This window comes from Brevibacillus nigriterrae (genome assembly GCF_049846925.1).
Lineage (GTDB): Bacteria > Bacillota > Bacilli > Brevibacillales > Brevibacillaceae > Brevibacillus_H.
Genome location: NZ_JBNCMT010000008.1, coordinates 62,310 through 80,795, shown reverse-complemented (window position 1 = coordinate 80,795; position 18,486 = coordinate 62,310). Strand labels below are relative to the sequence as shown.

Sequence of the window (18,486 nt, the reverse complement as noted above, 5' to 3'; positions counted from 1 at the left end):
AACTTCAGGTGGAAAAAATGAAGAAATTGGAATCAGGAGCACTTAGGAGGTATTCAGGGTGAGTCAGCACCAAATTGACATTGCCATCGTGGGATTGGGATGTATTCTCCCGGATGCATGTTCACCAACACAATTCTGGGAAAACAATATCAACGGACATACGGCATTACGGCCACTCGATATTCATAACCGATGGGACTGGAACATGTTTTACAGCAAAGACAAAAATGAGGCGGATAAGTCTTACACCATAACAGCAGGAGCGATCAAGAATTATGAATTTGACTGGAAACGATTCCGCATTCCGCCATCCGAAGTAAAAACAAGCAACCCGATGCAGTTCATGATCCTCGATGCGGGAACACAGGCATTGGAGAAGCTCAAGGTTTTGCCGAAACAACGGACGGGGATCTACATTGGATCGAATGGCTCCAGTTGGCAAAAAGATACCTGCATCCAAATTCATAAGGATGCCATGCTTCACGCTTTGACGACGAGTTCTGGATTTCAGTCTTTACCCGTAGATTTGCAAGAACGAGTCATTGAATCGATTGAAGAGAAATTGAATCGAAATTTGCGTTCAGCAGCCGATGAAAACATTATTGTGCAGTCTCTGGCAAGTGTAGCTTGTGGACGGATTGCTCAATACTTCGATATCAGAGGTCCGCATGTCTCGATTGATGCCGGCTATTCATCCTCGCTTGCAGCTCTGGACGTTGGCGTTCGATCTTTGGTGGAGGGAAGTGTAGATGTTGCCCTTGTCGGTGGAGCCAGCGAGATTCTCACACCACTCAATTTGATTGCTTTTGCCAAATTGGGGAGCCTCTCACAATCAATTCTTCGTTCATTTGACGCTGCTGCCGATGGAACGCTTCTCGGTGAAGGAACAGCCATGTTTGCCTTAAAACGATTAGAAGATGCGATACGAGACGACGAACAAATCTACGCTGTCATTAAAGGAATCGGCAGTTCCTCTGACGGCAGCGGGAAGTCTATGGTGGCGCCCGATCATGTCGGCCAATCACTCGCAATGAAACGTGCGTATGAGGAAGCAGGAATCGATCCAAAAACGATCAGCTATATTGAGTGTCATGCCACAGGGACACAAGTCGGAGATGTCAGTGAAATTAAGGCATTAGCCAGTTTTCATCAACAACCAGCATCCTGTCAAATTGCGCTTGGATCAGTAAAAGCAAACATTGGACATTTGGGAGCTGCAGCAGGAGCAGCAGGACTTTTGCGAGCCGTATTGACCCTTCATCAACGTCAAATTCCACCACAAATCCACTTTGATACGCCGAATCCACTGATGAACTTACAAGAAACACCCTTTATGATTCCAACTAAACCGATAAACCTGGCAGCACATGACAAGGCAACCGCAAGTCGTGCAGCAGTAAGTTCATTTGGATTTGGTGGAACGAATTATCATGCGGTCTTGGAAGCCTATTCTCAGGAGTATGCGATTAGTAAGGCTCATCGGTACACAACAGATGACAACGAGCCTATTGCAATTATTGGAATGTCGGGTATGTTTCCTGACGCAAAAGATGAGCACGCCTTTTGGTCAAATCTGTTGCAAGGGAAGGATTCCATCATCGATATTCCAATCGAACGATTTGATTCCAGCTACTATTACGACGATTCCAAAACAAACCCGAAGAAAACGTATTCCACGAAGGGTGGATTCCTATCCCTTGAAGATCACAATCCTTTCAAATGGAAAATCCCGCCGAAGTCGGCAGCTTCGATCGATCAATCTCATTATCTTGCATTGATTTCGGCGGAGCATGCGCTTCAGGATGCCGGTTATGATCCAGAAAACTGGAACCGGGAGAAAGTTTCTGTGATGGTTGGATTTTTGCCTTATCAAAACAAAAAACTTGCGGCAGATATACGAGTGAATTATCAGGAAGTTCACGATGTGATATCGGATGCGCTCAATGAGATGGCATATGCAACACCAACCACTGTACGAAAAGCGATTCTTGATGAAGCTAAACAGCAATTTCTATCCAAACTTCCTGAAATAACAGAAGATACACTGCAAGGCTATCTGGGTGGGCTTACTGCTGGACGAATCACCAAGCACTTTGATTTTAAAGGAAGCCAACTAACGACTGATTCTGCTTGCTGTTCGACACACTCATCTTTCCTGGTCGGAGTTCAATCGCTTCGCCACAAGAAAAGCGATGTTGTCTTGGTAGGTGGCATTAACGCGGATATGACTCCTGAGTTTTATGTAGGTGGATGTGGAATTCAAGCATTATCAGCCGAGCGCATTCGGCCGTTCGATGCTCATGCCGATGGTTTTGTCCCTGGTGAAGGAGTTGGATTCTTTGTTCTTCGCCGCTTGTCAGACGCAGTTCGAGATGGTCAAAAGATTCATGCACTGATTCGTTCTGTCGCCAGTACATCAGATGGCAAAAGCGGGTCCATCCTCGCCCCGTCACTCGATGGGGAATCCAGTGCAATGATTCAAGCTTTGCAGCAGGCAGGAATTAGCCCTGACCAAGTAGATTACGTAGAGTGCCATGGAACTGGCACGACGATGGGCGATGCAGTTGAAGTAGAAGCGATCGAAAGGGCATACGGCGCCAATCGGATCAGACCCGTGCGAATCGGTTCTGTGAAATCAAATATTGGGCACCTGTTGGCTGCGGCTGCGGTACCTGCTGTGATCAAGACAGTGTTTGCACTGCGAGAAGGAATCATTCCGCCATCAATCAATGTGGAAATTCTAAATCCGAAAATCGAGGGCACGAACGGAAGCATCAAGGTTGTCACTCAATGTGAAGAGTGGCAGACCTCTGACGGCCAACCTCGTAGAGCAGGTGTAAGCGGCTTTGGATTAGGTGGGGCAAACAGTCACATGATTCTGGAGGAATATCGCCCTGCTCAATCTGTGATAGAGAGTGACTCAAGTAAACAACAACTGCCTGATAGGTTGCCAATTGCAACAGTTGAGGGAGCCTGTATTGGTGAGTGTGTGGATCAAATGCTCTCACTTGCAAAAGACATAGAAAAGGTATCGGACGAAAGCTATTTCACTAGACTCAAGGAAATGCAAGATGCCATCAATCTGGATAAGTGTGATGGTTACCGTGTAGCCATCGTTGCTAATCATCCGCAGGAATTGGCACGCAAGGCGAAGCTCCTTGCGACAGCGATCTCCAAGGGGATCAGCCCTGATTTTCTACGACAACAGGGTGTATTCACAGGGAAAGTTGACCCGCATGCAAAAGTAGGGGTGGTTTTTCCAGGGCAGGGTGTTCAATATCCCAACATGATCAGAGACGTCATGAAACGGTTCCCTGTAGTTGCAGAATTCATGAAAGAGGTTGACGAAAAATACCGAGCTTTAAGTGGCAAATCGCTGACAGCAACCTTTTTCACCGATTCACCAGAACAATTCCAGCAAACGGATGAAGATATTCATTGCGCCGTGTTTGCCGTAAATTGTGCCATTTTTACCCTATTGCGATCTTACGGTCTGAATTTCGATACAGCCATCGGTCAAAGTGCGGGAGAATTAGCTGCGTTGGTCGCTGTAGAAGCACTGTCGCTTCAAGATGCGCTGAAAGCAGTACGTGAGCGGACGATGTCTGTACTTTCCTTGCAAACGGCAGACCCAGGCAAAATGATGACCATTTATTGTTCGGCTGAAAAAGCCAGGAAGTATTTCAGAGAAGTGGACGGTTATTGTGAAATATCCGCAGATAACAGTCCGAAGATGTGCATTGTCTCAGGAGAAACAACAACTGTACAGGAACTACGTCGAATCTATCAAAAAAATGGGATTCAGGCAGATTTACTTCCCGTATCTCATGGATATCATTCGATGATGATTTCCCATGCTCGCAAACAGTACCGACTAACGCTTGATGCATGTAAATTTAATCAACCGAAATACAATCTGATTTCAACCATTACTGGAAACGATCTGCGAAATTTGCCTGTGCAAGACTATCCAATGCTCTTGGAAAGCCAGTTTGTGGAACCCGTTCGGCTTAGGCAAGCGGTTGGAACTGCTTATGAAAGTGGTGTCAGTCTCTTTGTAGAATGCGGGCCAAAGTGGGCCGTTAGCTCTTTCATTGCCGAAACATTGGAAGGAAAAGATTTCTTTGTGCAAGCATCACTGCATCCCAAAATTGGAGAAATTGAGCAAGTCTATCGAGTCCTTGCGTTTCTGTTCGTACACGGAAAAGGACAATTAACCCCAATAAAATCACAAGAGAAGAGAGTAGGAGAAGAAATGAAACTTGTAAATGAAATGAATAAAGAGATAGCAACTGCTGATTTGTTATTTTTGAAATCGCTGAGAGATATGATCGATGCATTCTTGCAGACAAAATCCCTAGAGAATATGGAAACACCTGTAAGACAAATTGTGGAAACACTGCAGCAGGTTCAAGTTCCCGTACCGAATCAAGTACCAGTATCAAATCATCATGCAGAACCAGTAGTCATGCAGAACCAAATCCATCAGCCAAAACCAGTCGCTGTTCCTGAGCCAACCCAACAACCGCAGCCTCAACTTCGTGATGAGAACAGTATCCGTGAAGAGGTAACCAAAGTATTGCTTTCTCTGATGGTGCAACGTACTGGGTATCCAGAAGATATGCTTGACCTCGATTTGGATATGGAAGCCGATCTTGGGATCGATACCGTAAAGCAAGTTGCAATATTGGCAGATGCGAGACAACACTTTGGGTTGGAGCAGGAGGAAGGCTTCCGAGTTCGAGATTATCATACGTTGGGCAAAGTCATCAGCTACTTTACAAAACGTATGGTGGAAGTTCAGTCTGGAGCGAAACAACCAGCTTTTTTCAGATAAAGCCCCCTACGCTCCTGGCCGGATTGGATGAATGGGTTGTTATGTCTCTACCTGTAGACAATCGTTTTTGCTTCGATATGGCAGAAACGATTCGATATATGGATCAACAAGTCAACCGGGATCATCTGCCTTTGGAAAAAGAGTATAGCGGGGCATCAGTGAATCACCCGTTCGTCTTGGAATGGATTGAACCTGATGGTACCCAAAATTGGCTGGCAAAAGTCAAATACACCGGAAGTACGGTTGCACCGCTCAGTGAACGTTTTCAAAATATATCGGAAGCTGTTTGTTTTGTGGCAGCTTCTGTCTGGATGGAACAGTACGGGCGAACAACGAGTGTAAGCAGTATTCAACAGATCGAGTGTTTGTGTGATTGGGATGAAATAGATGAGTTTTTCGTACTCTTCGAACGCTTATCAGCTACACACAATCAATATCGTGGTGATGCGATTCTCCATGCCCGAGATGGGCGGTTGCTTGCTCGTTGGGAAGACATAAGAGGCGAACGATTCTTTAATTAAAGCAGGATCAGGGAAAGAAGGTACAAAAGTGAGTGTTCAAAGTAGAATCGGCATTGTCGGTATGGCTTGTAAAGTACCTGGTGCAAGTACGTTGCAGGAGTTCTGGGAGTTGGTTTCTACCGGCAGGGATGAGCTCGAACCTATTCCAACAGAACGATTTGATACAGAGCTTTACCGAACATGCTGGGATATCGAGGTAAAAGGGCAACTACGTGGTGGTTTTGTTGAGGTTCCCAAAATCAATTTTCGAGAGTTGCCCATTCCCCCGGATCAGATAAGGCATATGCATCCAATGGAAAAGGTGGGGCTTTGTATCATGCACGAAGCCCTGCAAGAAGCTGGCATTATGATTGGATCGAGGCTTGCTTCACAAGGAAGAATTTATGTGGCCTCCAACACCCTTGGTCCGTCACCAGACACCGATCATGGGCCAAGAATCAGGCAAGGAGAGTTTAGCCGCATTTTGGAGAATGTATTGAACCGATCTCATGCGGATAAAACGAATGAAATCTGTGAAAAAGTATCGTCTATACATGAAGCAATGACGCCGCCCATTCTTCCTGACACCATGACTACTTCAGCAAGTATTGTTGCAGGAAGAATTGCCAACCTGTATGACATGCAGGGAGGACATCTTGCCATCGATGCCGGGATTTGCAGTTCACTGGCAGCAATCGAAGAAGCAGTTCTCGCACTGCAACAAAAATCTTGTGAATTTGCATTGGTTGCGGGTCTATCCCCACTAATAACAGCAGCTACGATACTGGATTATGTCGGTGAAGCCACCTTTGCCAAACAAATTCCTTCCTTAGGGGAGGGAGGGGTGGCACTCGTACTCATGCGAGAAGACGACATCGGTGAGCGAAGAGTATATGGATTTATCGACGGAATCGCTTCTGCGATGATACCAGACCTCACCAACGAACAACATATTACAAATGCCACAGTATTTGCAGCCACACAAGCATTGCAGCAAGCTGGGACAAATGCTACTCAAGTGAAGATGATCGAAACCAGAAATGCTGGTCTGAACTTTTGGGAAAAAGCTGAATTACAAGGGCTTTCCCATGTATATCGAACAAATCGATCAGAAGCAGCAATCCCAGTAACATCCGTTGTCCCGCATATTGGATTTTTACAGGCAGCATCAGGAATGATTGCCCTTGTCAAAGCACTTCTCACATTTCAGAACGGATCAGGTGAATCAGGCTTTCATGCAATCAGTGACGTTGGGATCGCTCCGCTTGCCTTTCATGCCATATTGAGTAATTCACCAAAAAGAAAGATTCCCACTTCAGCCTCTTTCTCTGAACCAATAGCCATTGTCGGTATGGGAGCAATCGTCCCAGGCGCAAAAGACAGCAGCACTTTTTGGAAGCACACGAAATTGGGTTATCGAAGCATTGGCGATATGCCGAAGTGGAAGTGGAGTTATGACGAGGTAATCGGCACGAGTGAAAAACTCCGCTCCTATGCTCCGTCGAAACTGGCAGGAGTAGTACAGGTACCTGAATACGATCCTGAAGCATGGGGACTTTGCCGAGAGGAAGTCAAACGGTTGGATGGAGGAGTGATTTTCTCCATCCTGAGCAGTGTAGAGGCGGCAGAACAAGCAGGTCTTATCAAATCAAATGGCAGCAAAAGACGAATCAGCGTCATTAGCGGGCAATTGCCTGTTCGTGAAGTTGAGATTACCAGAAACAAGCTGACGTTTTTCACAGATTATATCAAGCGAGTTCGAAGTGTTCTTGTGCAGCAAAATCTATCGAATCAAGAAATCTTTGCGATCGTTGATGGTCTATTAACCCAGTTCAAACAGGAAAACAGGCTTGATTACGATTTTCTGTTAGCAAGTTCAGGTATTACCAATGCACACTATACGGCAAAAGCACTCGGTCTTGAAGGGCAAATCCTTTCAGTAGATGCTGCATGTGCTTCTTCCCTTGCAGCAGTTGAAATGGGTATCCGACGATTGCGTGCGAATCAGGCAGAAGCAGTAATAGTTGGAGGCGTCGCCCATCATCTGGTGCCTGAATACAATCTCTCTCTGGGTATTTTAGGAGCGCTCTCAACGAACGGAGTTCCTCCCTTCCATCAGGATTCCAACGGATTCGTCCCTTCGGAAGGTGCGGGAGCCGTTGTACTCAAACGATTGTCGGATGCTGTTCGGGATCAAGACCAGATTTATGCTGTCGTTCGAGGGATCGGTTGTTCCAGCGATGGGAAGGGAACGTCAGTGCTTGCGCCTAGTACGAAAGGGCAGGTACGTGCCATCGAGAAGGCTTTATGGCAGGCAGATATCAGACCAGATGAACTTGATCATGTAGAAGCTCACGGCACGGGAACTCGTGTTGGCGATGATACGGAAATCCAAACCTATCAAACGGTCTTTGGTCAACGGCATGCATATACCCCGTATTCCATCGGTGCGGTCAAATCTCAAATCGGCCACCTCAGCTCTGCCGCAGGAATGGTTGGCTTAATCAAAACCGCATTTTCACTACATGAAAAAATTATTCCTCCAAGCAATACAGATGCTCGATCAAAACGATTACTTCCCAATCTCGCAACGGAATCAAGAATTTGGAGCAGTCCGCAAGACCGAATACGAAGATCTGGTGTGAGCTCATTTGGGATGGGTGGAATTAACTATTTTCTTGTGATGGAGGAATGGCAGGAAAATAACAAAGAGTTGCCAGCTCTATTAACCCAACCCTTGCTTCGTCCTCTACATCATCAGCGATCAGATCGGTTTACCGTGGAGTTAATCCCCGTATCGTTACCAAAGAGAAAGGCATTGTTTCCTTTGCGTGGAAAACGACTCCTGCTTATTCAGGATTCAACCGATAAATGGATTTCCTGTAAAAGTGCGTTGGAAGAGCGTGGAGCCACAGTTTTGACGATACACCAAGCTTTGGAAATTACTGAAGATGTATTTACTGCGAACCTCCAGAAGTGGGAACAAAAAAATGGTGAATTAGCTGGAGTCATTGATCTTCGTATGCTTGAAGAAAGACCCGGGATTGTCGGGTTTTCGGCTGAGCAAGTTGCCAGTGAGATTGATCGGGCAAGTGATTTCACCTATATGATTCTGCGGTATTTTTATGATCGCTTCGAACAGGCAGAACCCTTATCGACCTGCTACATTGCTGTTACTTGTCTGGGAGGAAATCTCGGACTAACCGATTGCGACGAAGGGAATGTCCTGGGTGCGTTCACGCAAGGATTATTAAAATCACTCAAACATGAACTTCCTGCTGTTTTGGCAAAAATCATAGATTTCCCTGCACATGAATCAACAGACAACGTATTATCACTTGTTGTGCAAGAAATCGAGGACGGTAATGAGAGAGTTGAAGTAGCATATACTGACAGACGCTTCGTTGTTCATCATAAAAACGCCAACTTTCACGAGCAAACTCCATTGGCTCGCAAGATTCAAAAGGGAGACGTCTATCTTTTCTCAGGCGGCGGTCGAGGGGTTGTGTTAGAGTGCGCAACTGCTTTATCCCTTTTGGGAGCAAAGGTCATTGTCTGTGGACGGACACAAATACAGGATCCGACAGCCCCATGGCTGGAATTGACTCAGATCGAATTTGCAGCTTTTGAACGAGAACAAATGGTAAAGCAGCGTCAGACAGACCCGTCTATGAACCTTGCGCAATTCAGGAAAACATTCAGTCGGATGGCGAATGAACGAGAGCTCTATCAGAATTTGCGCAAAATGAAAGAAATGGGCATCTCTTATGAGGTTTGTGATATTACGAATGCCAGCCAAGTAAAAGGTTTAATCAATCAGATCATGCAGAAGCATGGTCGATTGGATGGAATTATTCATGGGGCTATGGTGGAGTGGTCAACAATTATCCCCAAAAAGACCAAGGAAATGATTACAAACACGGTAAACACAAAGGTAATTGGGTTGTGCAATTTACTGGAGGCAACCGAAGATATTCCGTTGCGTTCAATTGTTTGCTTTGGTTCAGGTGCAGGTCGATTTGGTAATAAAGGTCAGTCAGATTATAGTGCTGCCAATGCCTTGATGTCAGCGCTGTTGGTTGCGAAATGCAGACAAAGAAAACATCCCGTCCATCATGTAACTCTTAACTGGACAGCATGGGAGTCAGTCGGGGCAGCCGTTTCTGACACGGCAATTACGTACGTATTGAAAGAAAATGGGGTGCCGTTTACCACACCAGAAGAAGGGGTACATTGGTTCATCAGCGAGTTGACTGTTGGGCGGGACAAAGAATGCCTGAATGTTCGGGAAGACTTCCTGAGAAAATGGCCATTTGAGGGAGCAGAAGCAGATGGAAAAGAAGAGCGTTCTCTGCCATTTCGAGATAATGGTATTCCGGTCAGCGCTGGCGATTGGCCGCTTATCGACCGATTGGTTGAAAAAACTCCGGAGAAGGTAGTGGTTGAACGTACGGTCGCTGGTCAAAAGGATCGTTATTTGGAGCAGCACTGTCTTGACCAAATTCCGATACTCCCCATGGTCTGCTATCTGGAACTACTCGCAGAAACCGCTGCTATTGCTTCCCCAGGGTGGTCGCTTCAACAGATTCAGGATTTTGAAGTCATTCACGCGGCGAAATTGTTTGACGCACGACCAGTCGTTCTTCGAGCAGAAGCCGATGTGATAGAAACCAACGAGAATACGAGGAAACTATACGTTAAAGCACTTACTGATGTGAAAGCCAAAGGAAGAATTCTGCAAAAAGATCGAGTGAACGCCCAAGCGAACTTTGTCTTTACCAAACAGCAGCCAAACCTTAGCAAAAGGCAATTTCCTGTGGTTGAGGGTGCTTCCTACTCTAGCATTAATTACAGCGTGCGTCGTGATTCCTTGCAAATTGGGCCGCTCTTTTGCCGGGGCAGTGAGTACAAGATGAACGAGAACGAATGTATGGCTGTCGCTGCACCGCCAAACAATCGCAAGCTGTTTTCCTTTACCAGTGACCCTCATTTTCAGGTCGATCCGTTCCTGGTCGATATCGCTATGCAAATTCCCTCAAGCATGGATTCCTTTCATACAGCACAGGTAAGCTTGCCTATCTCCATCGGAACGGTACTGCTTGGTAGAAAAAGAGGTGCTGAAGAACAGGTGAAAGTTTACGGTAAGATTATGCATCAAGAAGGTACAGACATCACCTTTGATATTTTTGTCAGTGGAGAAAATGGGGATACGATTATGGAACTGAAAAGCTTCCTTTCGAGAAGGATCGACCGATGAGTACGGATTATTCACTTGCTTATTGTCAGGTGGTGCAAATAATAGATGCTTATCGATACCTGACAGAACAAGAGTTGGCATTGCTCGGGAATAAAGCAACGCAAAAAAGAATGGATGATTTCGTTGCTGGGAGAATCGCCGCAAAACAGGCGATCCGCACGTATTTGTCGCTTGCAGATCATGTTGTGCCATCCATTTTTCGGAATGAAATGGGAGAAGAAGCAGGGAAGCCTTTTGTTCATTTGGATGAAGGGGCAGCACTCAGTCTGCCCTCTGATTCCTCATTACACGTATCAATAACCCATGCAGATCAAAAGGCATATGCCGCAGTTTCGCGAATCCGAATCGGAATCGATAATGTCACGATTGAACCATACAGCAATGCCTTTATTGCGGAAGTATTTCATAAAGAAGAACTGTACAGATGGGCAGAGTGGCTTGGGGTTGAGCATACTCATCCTCTTGCTATTTGCTCTGGATTCGCTGCAAAAGAAGCTTTTCTCAAATGGATGGGTGTCGGATTACGTCAGGCACTCCCTATGCTACAAATTATTCCGTTAAGACATCGACAACCAGATCAAAAAATTGGTTTCTTCCAACAGCAATTTCAGGCAGTATGTCGTATCACTAAGGATAACAGTGGACAGTCAAAACAATGGATTTTGGATGGTTATTTTTCCATAGAATCAGGGCAGGTTATCATCATGTTACTGGGAGAGTGACACTTTTTGGAAAGCGTATCAGGGATTGAACTTCTCGTTCGCCAACTTGAAGCAGAAGGTGTGGAATACGTGTTTGGCATTCCGGGAGGTCCTCTAATGCCGCTGTATGAAGCGCTTTTTGCACGTAATCGGATTCAGCCGATTCTCACGAAGCACGAAGAAGGGGCAGCATTCATGGCGGACGGCTATGCTCGTGTTAGAGGTTCTCTTGGTGTGTGCTGTGCGACAACAGGCCCGGGAGCAACCAATGCGCTGACGGGTATTGCCTGTTCGTATAGTGATTCGACACCTGTGATGCTATTGACGGCACAGGTAGCAACAGCAGCATTTGGTAAAGGTGCTTTGCAGGAAAGTACGGCGCAAGGAGTAGACATTGTCTCAATCTACTCACCTGTGACCAAATTTTCTGCCATGATCCCTTCTGCCGAGAAAACGGGCGAAATGACACGCAGAGCCTTGCGCACGGCTTTATCTGGTCGTCCTGGGCCTGTTCATATCAATATTCCGGCAGACATTGCCAAAAAGTCGGTACCACTCGAGATTCTACCACCCAATCGATATCGAGGTAGCCGTCCGACAATTGCACTGTCAGAGGTTGCGGAGGCAGTCAATTGGATTCTTAACGCTAAACATCCAGTAATTCTTGCGGGTCATGGTATTGAATGTTCTGGTGCTTGGGAAGAGTTGAAGCGGTTTGCTGAAATGACGAATATCCCAGTGGCAACTACACCTAAAGGAAAAGGTGTATTCCCTGAAAATCACAGACTCTCCCTGGGTGTTTTTGGCTTTGCTGGGCATCAGAGGGCAATGAATTATCTTTTATCAGATGAAGTGGATGTACTGATCGTCATTGGTAGCAGTCTTGGTGACTGGCAGACGAACTCTTGGGACCCACGTTTGCAGCCGAGCAAAGCACTTATTCAAATTGATATTGATCCTCTGGAAATCGGCAAGAACTACCCTGTAGAAATAGGGATTGTTGCCGACGCTCGTGAAACACTTCTATCGCTTACTACTTTCATCCAGTCGTCAGCGAAAACGATGATCAGCAGCTTTGAGGCAAAATTTGACGATGAGGAATTACTGGATACTCAGCCATCGACCGGTAAGAGATTGCACCCTGCTGAACTCATGGTATTGATGCAAGATGTCTTGCCTGAGGATACAATCCTGTTCGTAGACAATGGCAGTTGCATCAACTGGGGGATTCACTGCTATCAGGCGAAACGACCGGGGTCATTTCAGATTGGCTTAGGAATGGCCTCAATGGGTCACGCCGTTGCAGCAGCCATCGGAGGCAAACTCGCTGCCCCTGATCGGCCCGTTGTTGCTCTCGTAGGCGATGGTGCTTTCGCCATGAACGGTATGGAAATCCATACAGCAGCCGAATACAACATTCCTGTCATCTGGATTGTGCTTAACAATGCAGGACATGGCCTGGTTCATCTGGGAGAGCGCTATCAGTTCGGAAGCAAGTTCGATATTTCCAGTTTTCGCAAACCTGTTGATTTTTGCAAACTGGCTGAAAGCCTGGGTGTAAAAGCATTCCATGCAGAAACGGCCAACATGTTTGCAAAAGCTCTACGGGAAGCACTCGCGTCCAATGAGCCTTGTGTGATCGATGCCCAAGTCGATATTGATGTTCTTCCTCCAGGCATGAAAAGTCGGTTTGCGATGTTAGATAAGTCGTACACAGGTGAGCATCTGTTTACTCCGCTCGGTTAGGAGGTTTTCTTTGTTATGCATCAAGCAATCGGTTTGTTAGGGTACGGGTATGCACTTCCCGATAGTGTCCGTAAAAATGACGATCCTATTTTCAGCCAGATTCGTACCTCAGCAAATTCACAGGGAGTATCCGAGCATACGCTTTTTACGGGAGTGAGAGAACGCAGAGTGCTGCAGCAAGGAGAGTCATTATCTGATCTGATGGTAGCTGCTGCACAAGAGGCGCTTATCAATGCTGGCATCAAGCTTGATGAGATTGATAGACTGTACGGTTATGGCTCTGTCTCTGAATTTATCACTCCCAATGTTCTCTATAAAGTACACCGTGATTTGGGACTTCTCCCGTCTACACTGGTAGTGCCGATTCACAGTGATTTCAGTAATTTTCCACTCAGTCTGATCCAAGCGTGGGAAGCGATACTAGCAGGTCATTGTCGCTATGCACTGATTGTGACGGGGGGTAATTTTAGTCGGCATGGTGATTACACTGCCGGACATTCGTTAAGTTTAGGGGATGGGGCTGGTGCAGCAGTTGTTGGTCCCGAGGCACCTTTTGTGATGCAGGATTTTATCAGTGAAACGTGGAGCAACGAGTACGGCTATATGACCATCCAGAATCGCCAGACTGTGCACAACGGTATCCGAGCAGTAGTGGTTGACGAACAAAACCGTCCGATTCCGACATTCGGTATCGATCAGGAAGAGGGGGTACACTCTTTTTTGACTACGGGAATGGACGCACCACCCCGGATGATCAAGCAGCTTTTGGAACGAAATGGTATTACAGGCAATCAAATTACTATGATCAGCCATCAGGCAAGCCGCAAACTGATTGATCATTGGACTGAATTGATCAAACCCAAAGCTTATTTTGATACGTTAGCCGATTTGGGAAACATGGCTCTTGCTTCTGTCTCCGTCACATTGGCTCATTTCCACGAAAAAGTGGAGACGGACTACCTGCTGTTGCATTCATTAGGACTTGGCTTTCATCACACGGCAGTTCTCTTTAGGCGCAATTCGCAACATAGAAATAGGTAGAAGACCGATTAGCTAATTATCGGTCTTTCCGTGTGCAAGTAAAGTTGTCATAATATAGGAGAAAGAACTAGAGGGTGAGGGGTAGTATGAGTACGTATACAGTGAAAGAGTCGAAGGAGATCGAAGCAGAGCCACAATTCATTTACAATCTGTTACGCAACTATGTAGATGGGCATCCAAAAATTTTACCTCCCAAATATTTTGATTCATTAGAGATCGAACAGGGAGGATATGGAGAAGGTACAGTCATCAAAGTTCAAACAAAAGCGTTGGGCTTAAAGCAACAAATGCGGTTGACTGTTACTGAACCAGTGCCAGGCGAAGTGTTACAGGAAGAAGATGCTGATCTGGGGCTCGTCACTCACTTTCATGTCATTCCGCTCGTCGCCAATAAAACCAGTGTTACCATACAAACAACATGGAAGCAAAAAAACGGGCTCATGGGAAGTATCGAAAAATGGTTTATTCAACGGATTGCCAAGCAAATGTACCAGGAAGAACTGGAAATGATTAATAACTACTGCTCAGAAAATAGAAAGATAAACTAATATAGTGCCACTGGTGACGAAAAGAGAGGCCTAACCTATCGAAAAGGTTAGGCTCTTGTTATTTCAACTGCATTTCTTATATCATCTGCATATCGCAGCTTCTGTAAAAAGATAAGTCTCGCCGACAGAAATACTCCTGCCACTAATAGTCCGGCTGTTAATCCAATCCAATAGCTTGTAGCCCCTATATTTGTGTAATGGGCCAAAAGATAACCGACGGGCAAGCAGATGAGCCAGTAGGCGATCAGCGTGATGATGAATGGCATGTTCACATCCTTATAGCCCCTTAATGCTGCAAGGGCAGTTGCCTGGATGGCATCGGCAATCATAAAAAAGAGCGCATAGATGAGAAAGTCGCCAGCCATGGTAATAACAGCAGGTTCGTTTGAATAAAAACTCGCAACATCATAACGGAAAAATACCACAAGCAAGCCAGCCACAAGCGCAATGACAACAGAGAGTTGAATTCCAAGCCAACTGTAAGCTTTAGCATCTTTATATCTGCCTGCTCCCACTTCAAAACCGACTAAAACGGTTTGTGCCATGGAAATGCTTAACGGAATCATGTACAGAAACGAGACAATATTCAACGCCGTCTGATAGGACGCAATGGTGGTAATGTTAAATTTGCTAATTAAAATCGTCACAACAGCAAACATGCTCGTTTCAAAAAAGATGGAAAGTCCCATTGGAACACCAATTTTGAGAATCTCCTTGCACTTTTCTCCGGAAAACGTTTTAAAATTTTCGAGTTGGAAAAATTCCGAGAAAGGCTGTCGAGTAATGATAATAAATGCCGTCAAACCAGCAATTACAAAGTAGGTAACGGATGTGGCATAGCCTGCTCCAGCCCCGCCAAGCTCAGGGAATCCCCAATATCCGAAGATCAGCACATAGTTTAAAAAGAAGTTGATCGGTAAAGCAGACAGCAAAATGTACATAACGATTCTTGTTTTACCCAGTGCATAGATAAACGAACGCAACACGTTGAAAATAAAAAGGGGAATGATTCCAAAGCTTAATCCGACGAGATAGTCGTGAGCGGTATGATGTACACTCTCTGGCAATTTCATGGCTGTCAAAACCGGATTTAGCAAGAAAAAACCTAAGACGATGACCAGCGAGGCAATCATAATGGCGAGATAGATTCCATGTGACAGAATCGAAGAAACTTCCTTTCCGTTTTTCTCGCCAAAACGTTGGGCAGCGATGGGTGAGACGGCTAGTAAAATTCCGCTCAAGCCGGTAAAAATCGGATTCCAAATCGATGAGCCAATCGCAACACCAGCAAGATCTGAAGAATTGTACTTACCTGACAGTATCGTATTGAAAAATACCATGGAAAACATGCCGAGCTGTGTGATTAATATCGGCACGATCATCCATAATATTTGTTTTATCTTTTCGCTGATGGTATAGGTTTGGTACATAGGAGTACTCCTTTAACTTAATAATCTAATCATTATAACAAAAAGGAGACGAAACAAAAGATAAAGAATAATCAAAAATCACATGAAATAGTTTGAAACATTGAACTTCTACACTACAATTGGAGTATAAAAAAACGTAGTGTAATCGAGAAATCAGCAAATGGCTGTCATTGTTATTCAGGAGGTTAACAAATTGTTTGAGAACGTAACTAATCATCCCGATCCTAACTGCAACAGTAATCATAACCAATTAAGTGCAGACTGTGAGAAGTGCTTTGGTTTGTGCTGTGTCGCTCTACCATTCGCAGCATCGGCAGATTTTGCTATTGATAAAGCTTCGGGAATACCCTGTTCCAATCTGCAACAGGACTTTCGCTGCAAAATTCACCCTACCCTCAGACAAAAAGGCTTTAAAGGCTGTACGGTTTTTGACTGCTTTGGGGCCGGGCAAAAAGTCTCCCAAGACACGTTCGAAGGCATGGATTGGCGCAAGAGTCCGGAAATTGCAAAGAAAATGTACAATGTGTTCCCGATCATGCACCAACTCCATGAGATGCTCTGGTATCTGACCGAAGCACTGACACTGGATGCGACTAGGCCCATACATAAAGAGCTTACCCTTCTACTTAACGAGACAGAACAGCTTTCTCACCAGAGTCCCGAAGCATTGCTGGCTCTGGACGTTTCTTCTCAACGAGCAAAAGTAAATGTTCTGCTGTTACAAACAGGCGATCTGGTGTGGACAAAAGTAAGTAAAGAGCAGAGTCTCAAAAACAAAAAGAGAGTCGATCATCGTAGAGCGGATCTGATGGGGGCAAATCTAAGGGGAAAGGATCTTCGAGGTGCAAACTTTCGAGGAGCTTTTCTGATTGCCGCTGACCTGAGAGATGCCAATTTGAGTGGGGCAGATATGATCGGTGCGGATTTACGTGATGCCAATCTAAGCGGAGCAGATCTTGGAACGAGCATTTTTCTTACACAAGCGCAGATTAACTCAGCAAAGGGCGATTCACAAACAAATCTACCTCATATGCTTTCTCGCCCTCCGCACTGGTCTTAGTACAAACGAGACGAAGGATGAGAGTTGTGCATGTTAAAAAATTGTAGAGAAAATCAAGAAATGAAGAATATTCTAATTGTCGGCGGCAGTGGAATGCTGCGAGGAACATGTCTTTCTCTGAATCAATTGGGGTATTTCGTTACTGTTATTGGAAGGGAACGAAGCAAACTAGAAAATTTGCAGAGAGCTTGTGTGAATCCAGAGAGAATGAGCCTTTTTGCAGTAGATTATCGAAAGACAACCGCCTTTCAAGAAATACTTCAACATCTGCAAGAAACCACCCCTTTATCAGCGATGATCTTATGGATTCGTACTGATGCAGTAGAAACACTTCACATGTGCTTGGAGGTTGGCGTAGATACCCTTCATATACGTGGAATAGCTGGCTACAAAGAGCCATGGATAGAAGAAAAATGGATGAATACCTATCGCCGGGTGGTGTTAGGTTACAAAAGGGAAAAAGGCTCATCCCGCTGGTTAACGAATGCAGAAATTGCCGAGGGAGTTCAACAGGCCTACCTTAGCAAACAAAACTTGACTTATATCGGTGAAGTGGAGCCTTACGATCAAAAGCCACAATAATCCTTAAAACAATCTCGCTAATAAGTATAGTAGGTGATTTTTTCCAATTGGAGAAAATCACCTTTTTTGTTTTTGGATCGCCTCGTCAATGTGGCGGAGTGCACGAAGATAGCTCATCTCAGTAATCGTTTCTTTTTCATAAAGCCAATGAATATAGTTGCGAAAAGAAAGCAGGTCGACCCATGCTTCTTTTGACTGAGGATTATCGTCTGAAACTTCTCCTGTAATTTCGCCTTCTTTTACAGCTTTCGCCAGTTCTTTGGGATGCATTCCGATCTTATATGCAATCTGGTAAATTGCAATCTTCATTCCTTTCACCTCTCTGTACTTTTTACCATGATCTGCAGTGATGATCAAGTTTTGAAGTAGCTCATTATCTCACCTTTGTTCACGGACACGGTGCGGTGATGTGAGTTTACGGTATGGTAGGAGCTGGTGAGCTATCCTTTGTGACTCTTCGACATAATGACACTACGAACAAGAAGCTACCCAATAAGGATAGCTTCTTCTATTATAGTGGCGGTTACATGATAAATGAGCGAAGAACGATGTGAAGCAGGAACCTAATCCTAAGAAAATGATGGATAGGATAACGAAATCAGCACTCATACCGCCAATCCCAACGAGCCAAGAAGGAAGAAACCCTCTAGTTATACCCTGTTTGATAAGTTCAATATTCACAGGACCAATGGAAATGGCTAAAGAAATGCCAAACACGATATATTGAAAGAACATTGTACTTTAAATTCTCCTTATCTATTAATTCTCTTCTTAAGAGGATGAT

Annotated in this window: 12 protein-coding genes; 9 read left to right on the top strand and 3 right to left on the bottom strand. The window is 45.1% G+C overall.

The features are described from left to right. Positions 1 to 58 precede the first annotated feature (58 nt). The 7 genes from ACPW7N_RS08035 (at position 59) to ACPW7N_RS08005 (ending at position 14,630) form a co-directional block, all read left to right on the top strand. The gene (locus tag ACPW7N_RS08035; protein WP_425650534.1) at positions 59 to 4,837 is read left to right on the top strand and encodes a beta-ketoacyl synthase N-terminal-like domain-containing protein; all 4,779 of its coding nucleotides are present in this window, start codon (positions 59 to 61) and stop codon (positions 4,835 to 4,837) included. A 41-nt stretch (positions 4,838 to 4,878) separates the two neighbouring features. Further along, on the top strand, positions 4,879 to 5,358 hold the full coding sequence (locus ACPW7N_RS08030; protein ID WP_425650533.1) for a hypothetical protein: 480 nt from the start codon (positions 4,879 to 4,881) through the stop codon (positions 5,356 to 5,358). Between the two features lie 28 nt (positions 5,359 to 5,386). Beyond that, entirely contained in the window at positions 5,387 to 10,594 is a 5,208-nt protein-coding gene (locus tag ACPW7N_RS08025; RefSeq protein WP_425650532.1) for an SDR family NAD(P)-dependent oxidoreductase, read from the top strand. After that, positions 10,591 to 11,316, top strand: coding sequence for a 4'-phosphopantetheinyl transferase family protein (locus ACPW7N_RS08020; protein WP_425650531.1), 726 nt, complete (start codon positions 10,591 to 10,593; stop codon positions 11,314 to 11,316). Before ACPW7N_RS08025 ends, ACPW7N_RS08020 begins: the two co-directional genes overlap by 4 nt. A gap of 6 nt (positions 11,317 to 11,322) precedes the next feature. After that, positions 11,323 to 13,041 (top strand): thiamine pyrophosphate-binding protein, encoded by a 1,719-nt coding sequence (locus ACPW7N_RS08015; RefSeq protein WP_425650530.1) that lies wholly within the window; start codon positions 11,323 to 11,325, stop codon positions 13,039 to 13,041. 15 nt (positions 13,042 to 13,056) lie between these two features. Beyond that, positions 13,057 to 14,082, top strand: a complete 1,026-nt coding sequence (locus ACPW7N_RS08010) for a 3-oxoacyl-ACP synthase III family protein (protein WP_425650529.1) — start codon at positions 13,057 to 13,059, stop codon at positions 14,080 to 14,082. Between the two features lie 86 nt (positions 14,083 to 14,168). After that, positions 14,169 to 14,630, top strand: a complete 462-nt coding sequence (locus tag ACPW7N_RS08005) for a hypothetical protein (RefSeq protein ID WP_425650528.1) — start codon at positions 14,169 to 14,171, stop codon at positions 14,628 to 14,630. Positions 14,631 to 14,677: 47 nt separating this feature from the next. Here ACPW7N_RS08005 and ACPW7N_RS08000 read toward each other — a convergent pair whose 3' ends face one another. Beyond that, complete coding sequence (locus ACPW7N_RS08000) at positions 14,678 to 16,060, bottom strand: MATE family efflux transporter (RefSeq protein WP_425650527.1); 1,383 nt, start codon at positions 16,058 to 16,060, stop codon at positions 14,678 to 14,680. Between the two features lie 193 nt (positions 16,061 to 16,253). On the opposite strand from ACPW7N_RS08000, the gene ACPW7N_RS07995 reads away from it, so the two are divergent. After that, positions 16,254 to 17,120 carry a pentapeptide repeat-containing protein gene (locus ACPW7N_RS07995; RefSeq protein WP_425650526.1) on the top strand — a complete coding sequence of 289 codons (867 nt, stop codon included), beginning with the start codon at positions 16,254 to 16,256 and terminating at the stop codon, positions 17,118 to 17,120. A gap of 30 nt (positions 17,121 to 17,150) precedes the next feature. Further along, positions 17,151 to 17,702 carry a Rossmann-fold NAD(P)-binding domain-containing protein gene (locus ACPW7N_RS07990; RefSeq protein WP_425650525.1) on the top strand — a complete coding sequence of 184 codons (552 nt, stop codon included), beginning with the start codon at positions 17,151 to 17,153 and terminating at the stop codon, positions 17,700 to 17,702. Between the two features lie 57 nt (positions 17,703 to 17,759). Here the strand turns inward: ACPW7N_RS07990 and ACPW7N_RS07985 are convergent, their stop codons facing one another. Next, complete coding sequence (locus tag ACPW7N_RS07985) at positions 17,760 to 18,011, bottom strand: hypothetical protein (RefSeq protein WP_425650524.1); 252 nt, start codon at positions 18,009 to 18,011, stop codon at positions 17,760 to 17,762. Positions 18,012 to 18,173: 162 nt separating this feature from the next. Further along, entirely contained in the window at positions 18,174 to 18,437 is a 264-nt protein-coding gene (locus ACPW7N_RS07980) for a LysE family transporter (RefSeq protein ID WP_425650523.1), read from the bottom strand. Positions 18,438 to 18,486: the final 49 nt, after the last annotated feature.

Coding starts and splice junctions, on each gene's coding strand:
- ACPW7N_RS08030 (WP_425650533.1), top strand. CDS start 4,879: ATGTCTCTACCTGTAGACAATCGTTTTTGCTTCGATATGGCAGAAACG.
- ACPW7N_RS08020 (WP_425650531.1), top strand. CDS start 10,591: ATGAGTACGGATTATTCACTTGCTTATTGTCAGGTGGTGCAAATAATA.
- ACPW7N_RS08010 (WP_425650529.1), top strand. CDS start 13,057: ATGCATCAAGCAATCGGTTTGTTAGGGTACGGGTATGCACTTCCCGAT.
- ACPW7N_RS08005 (WP_425650528.1), top strand. CDS start 14,169: ATGAGTACGTATACAGTGAAAGAGTCGAAGGAGATCGAAGCAGAGCCA.
- ACPW7N_RS08000 (WP_425650527.1), bottom strand. CDS start 16,060: ATGTACCAAACCTATACCATCAGCGAAAAGATAAAACAAATATTATGG.
- ACPW7N_RS07990 (WP_425650525.1), top strand. CDS start 17,151: ATGTTAAAAAATTGTAGAGAAAATCAAGAAATGAAGAATATTCTAATT.
- ACPW7N_RS07985 (WP_425650524.1), bottom strand. CDS start 18,011: ATGAAGATTGCAATTTACCAGATTGCATATAAGATCGGAATGCATCCC.
- ACPW7N_RS07980 (WP_425650523.1), bottom strand. CDS start 18,437: ATGTTCTTTCAATATATCGTGTTTGGCATTTCTTTAGCCATTTCCATT.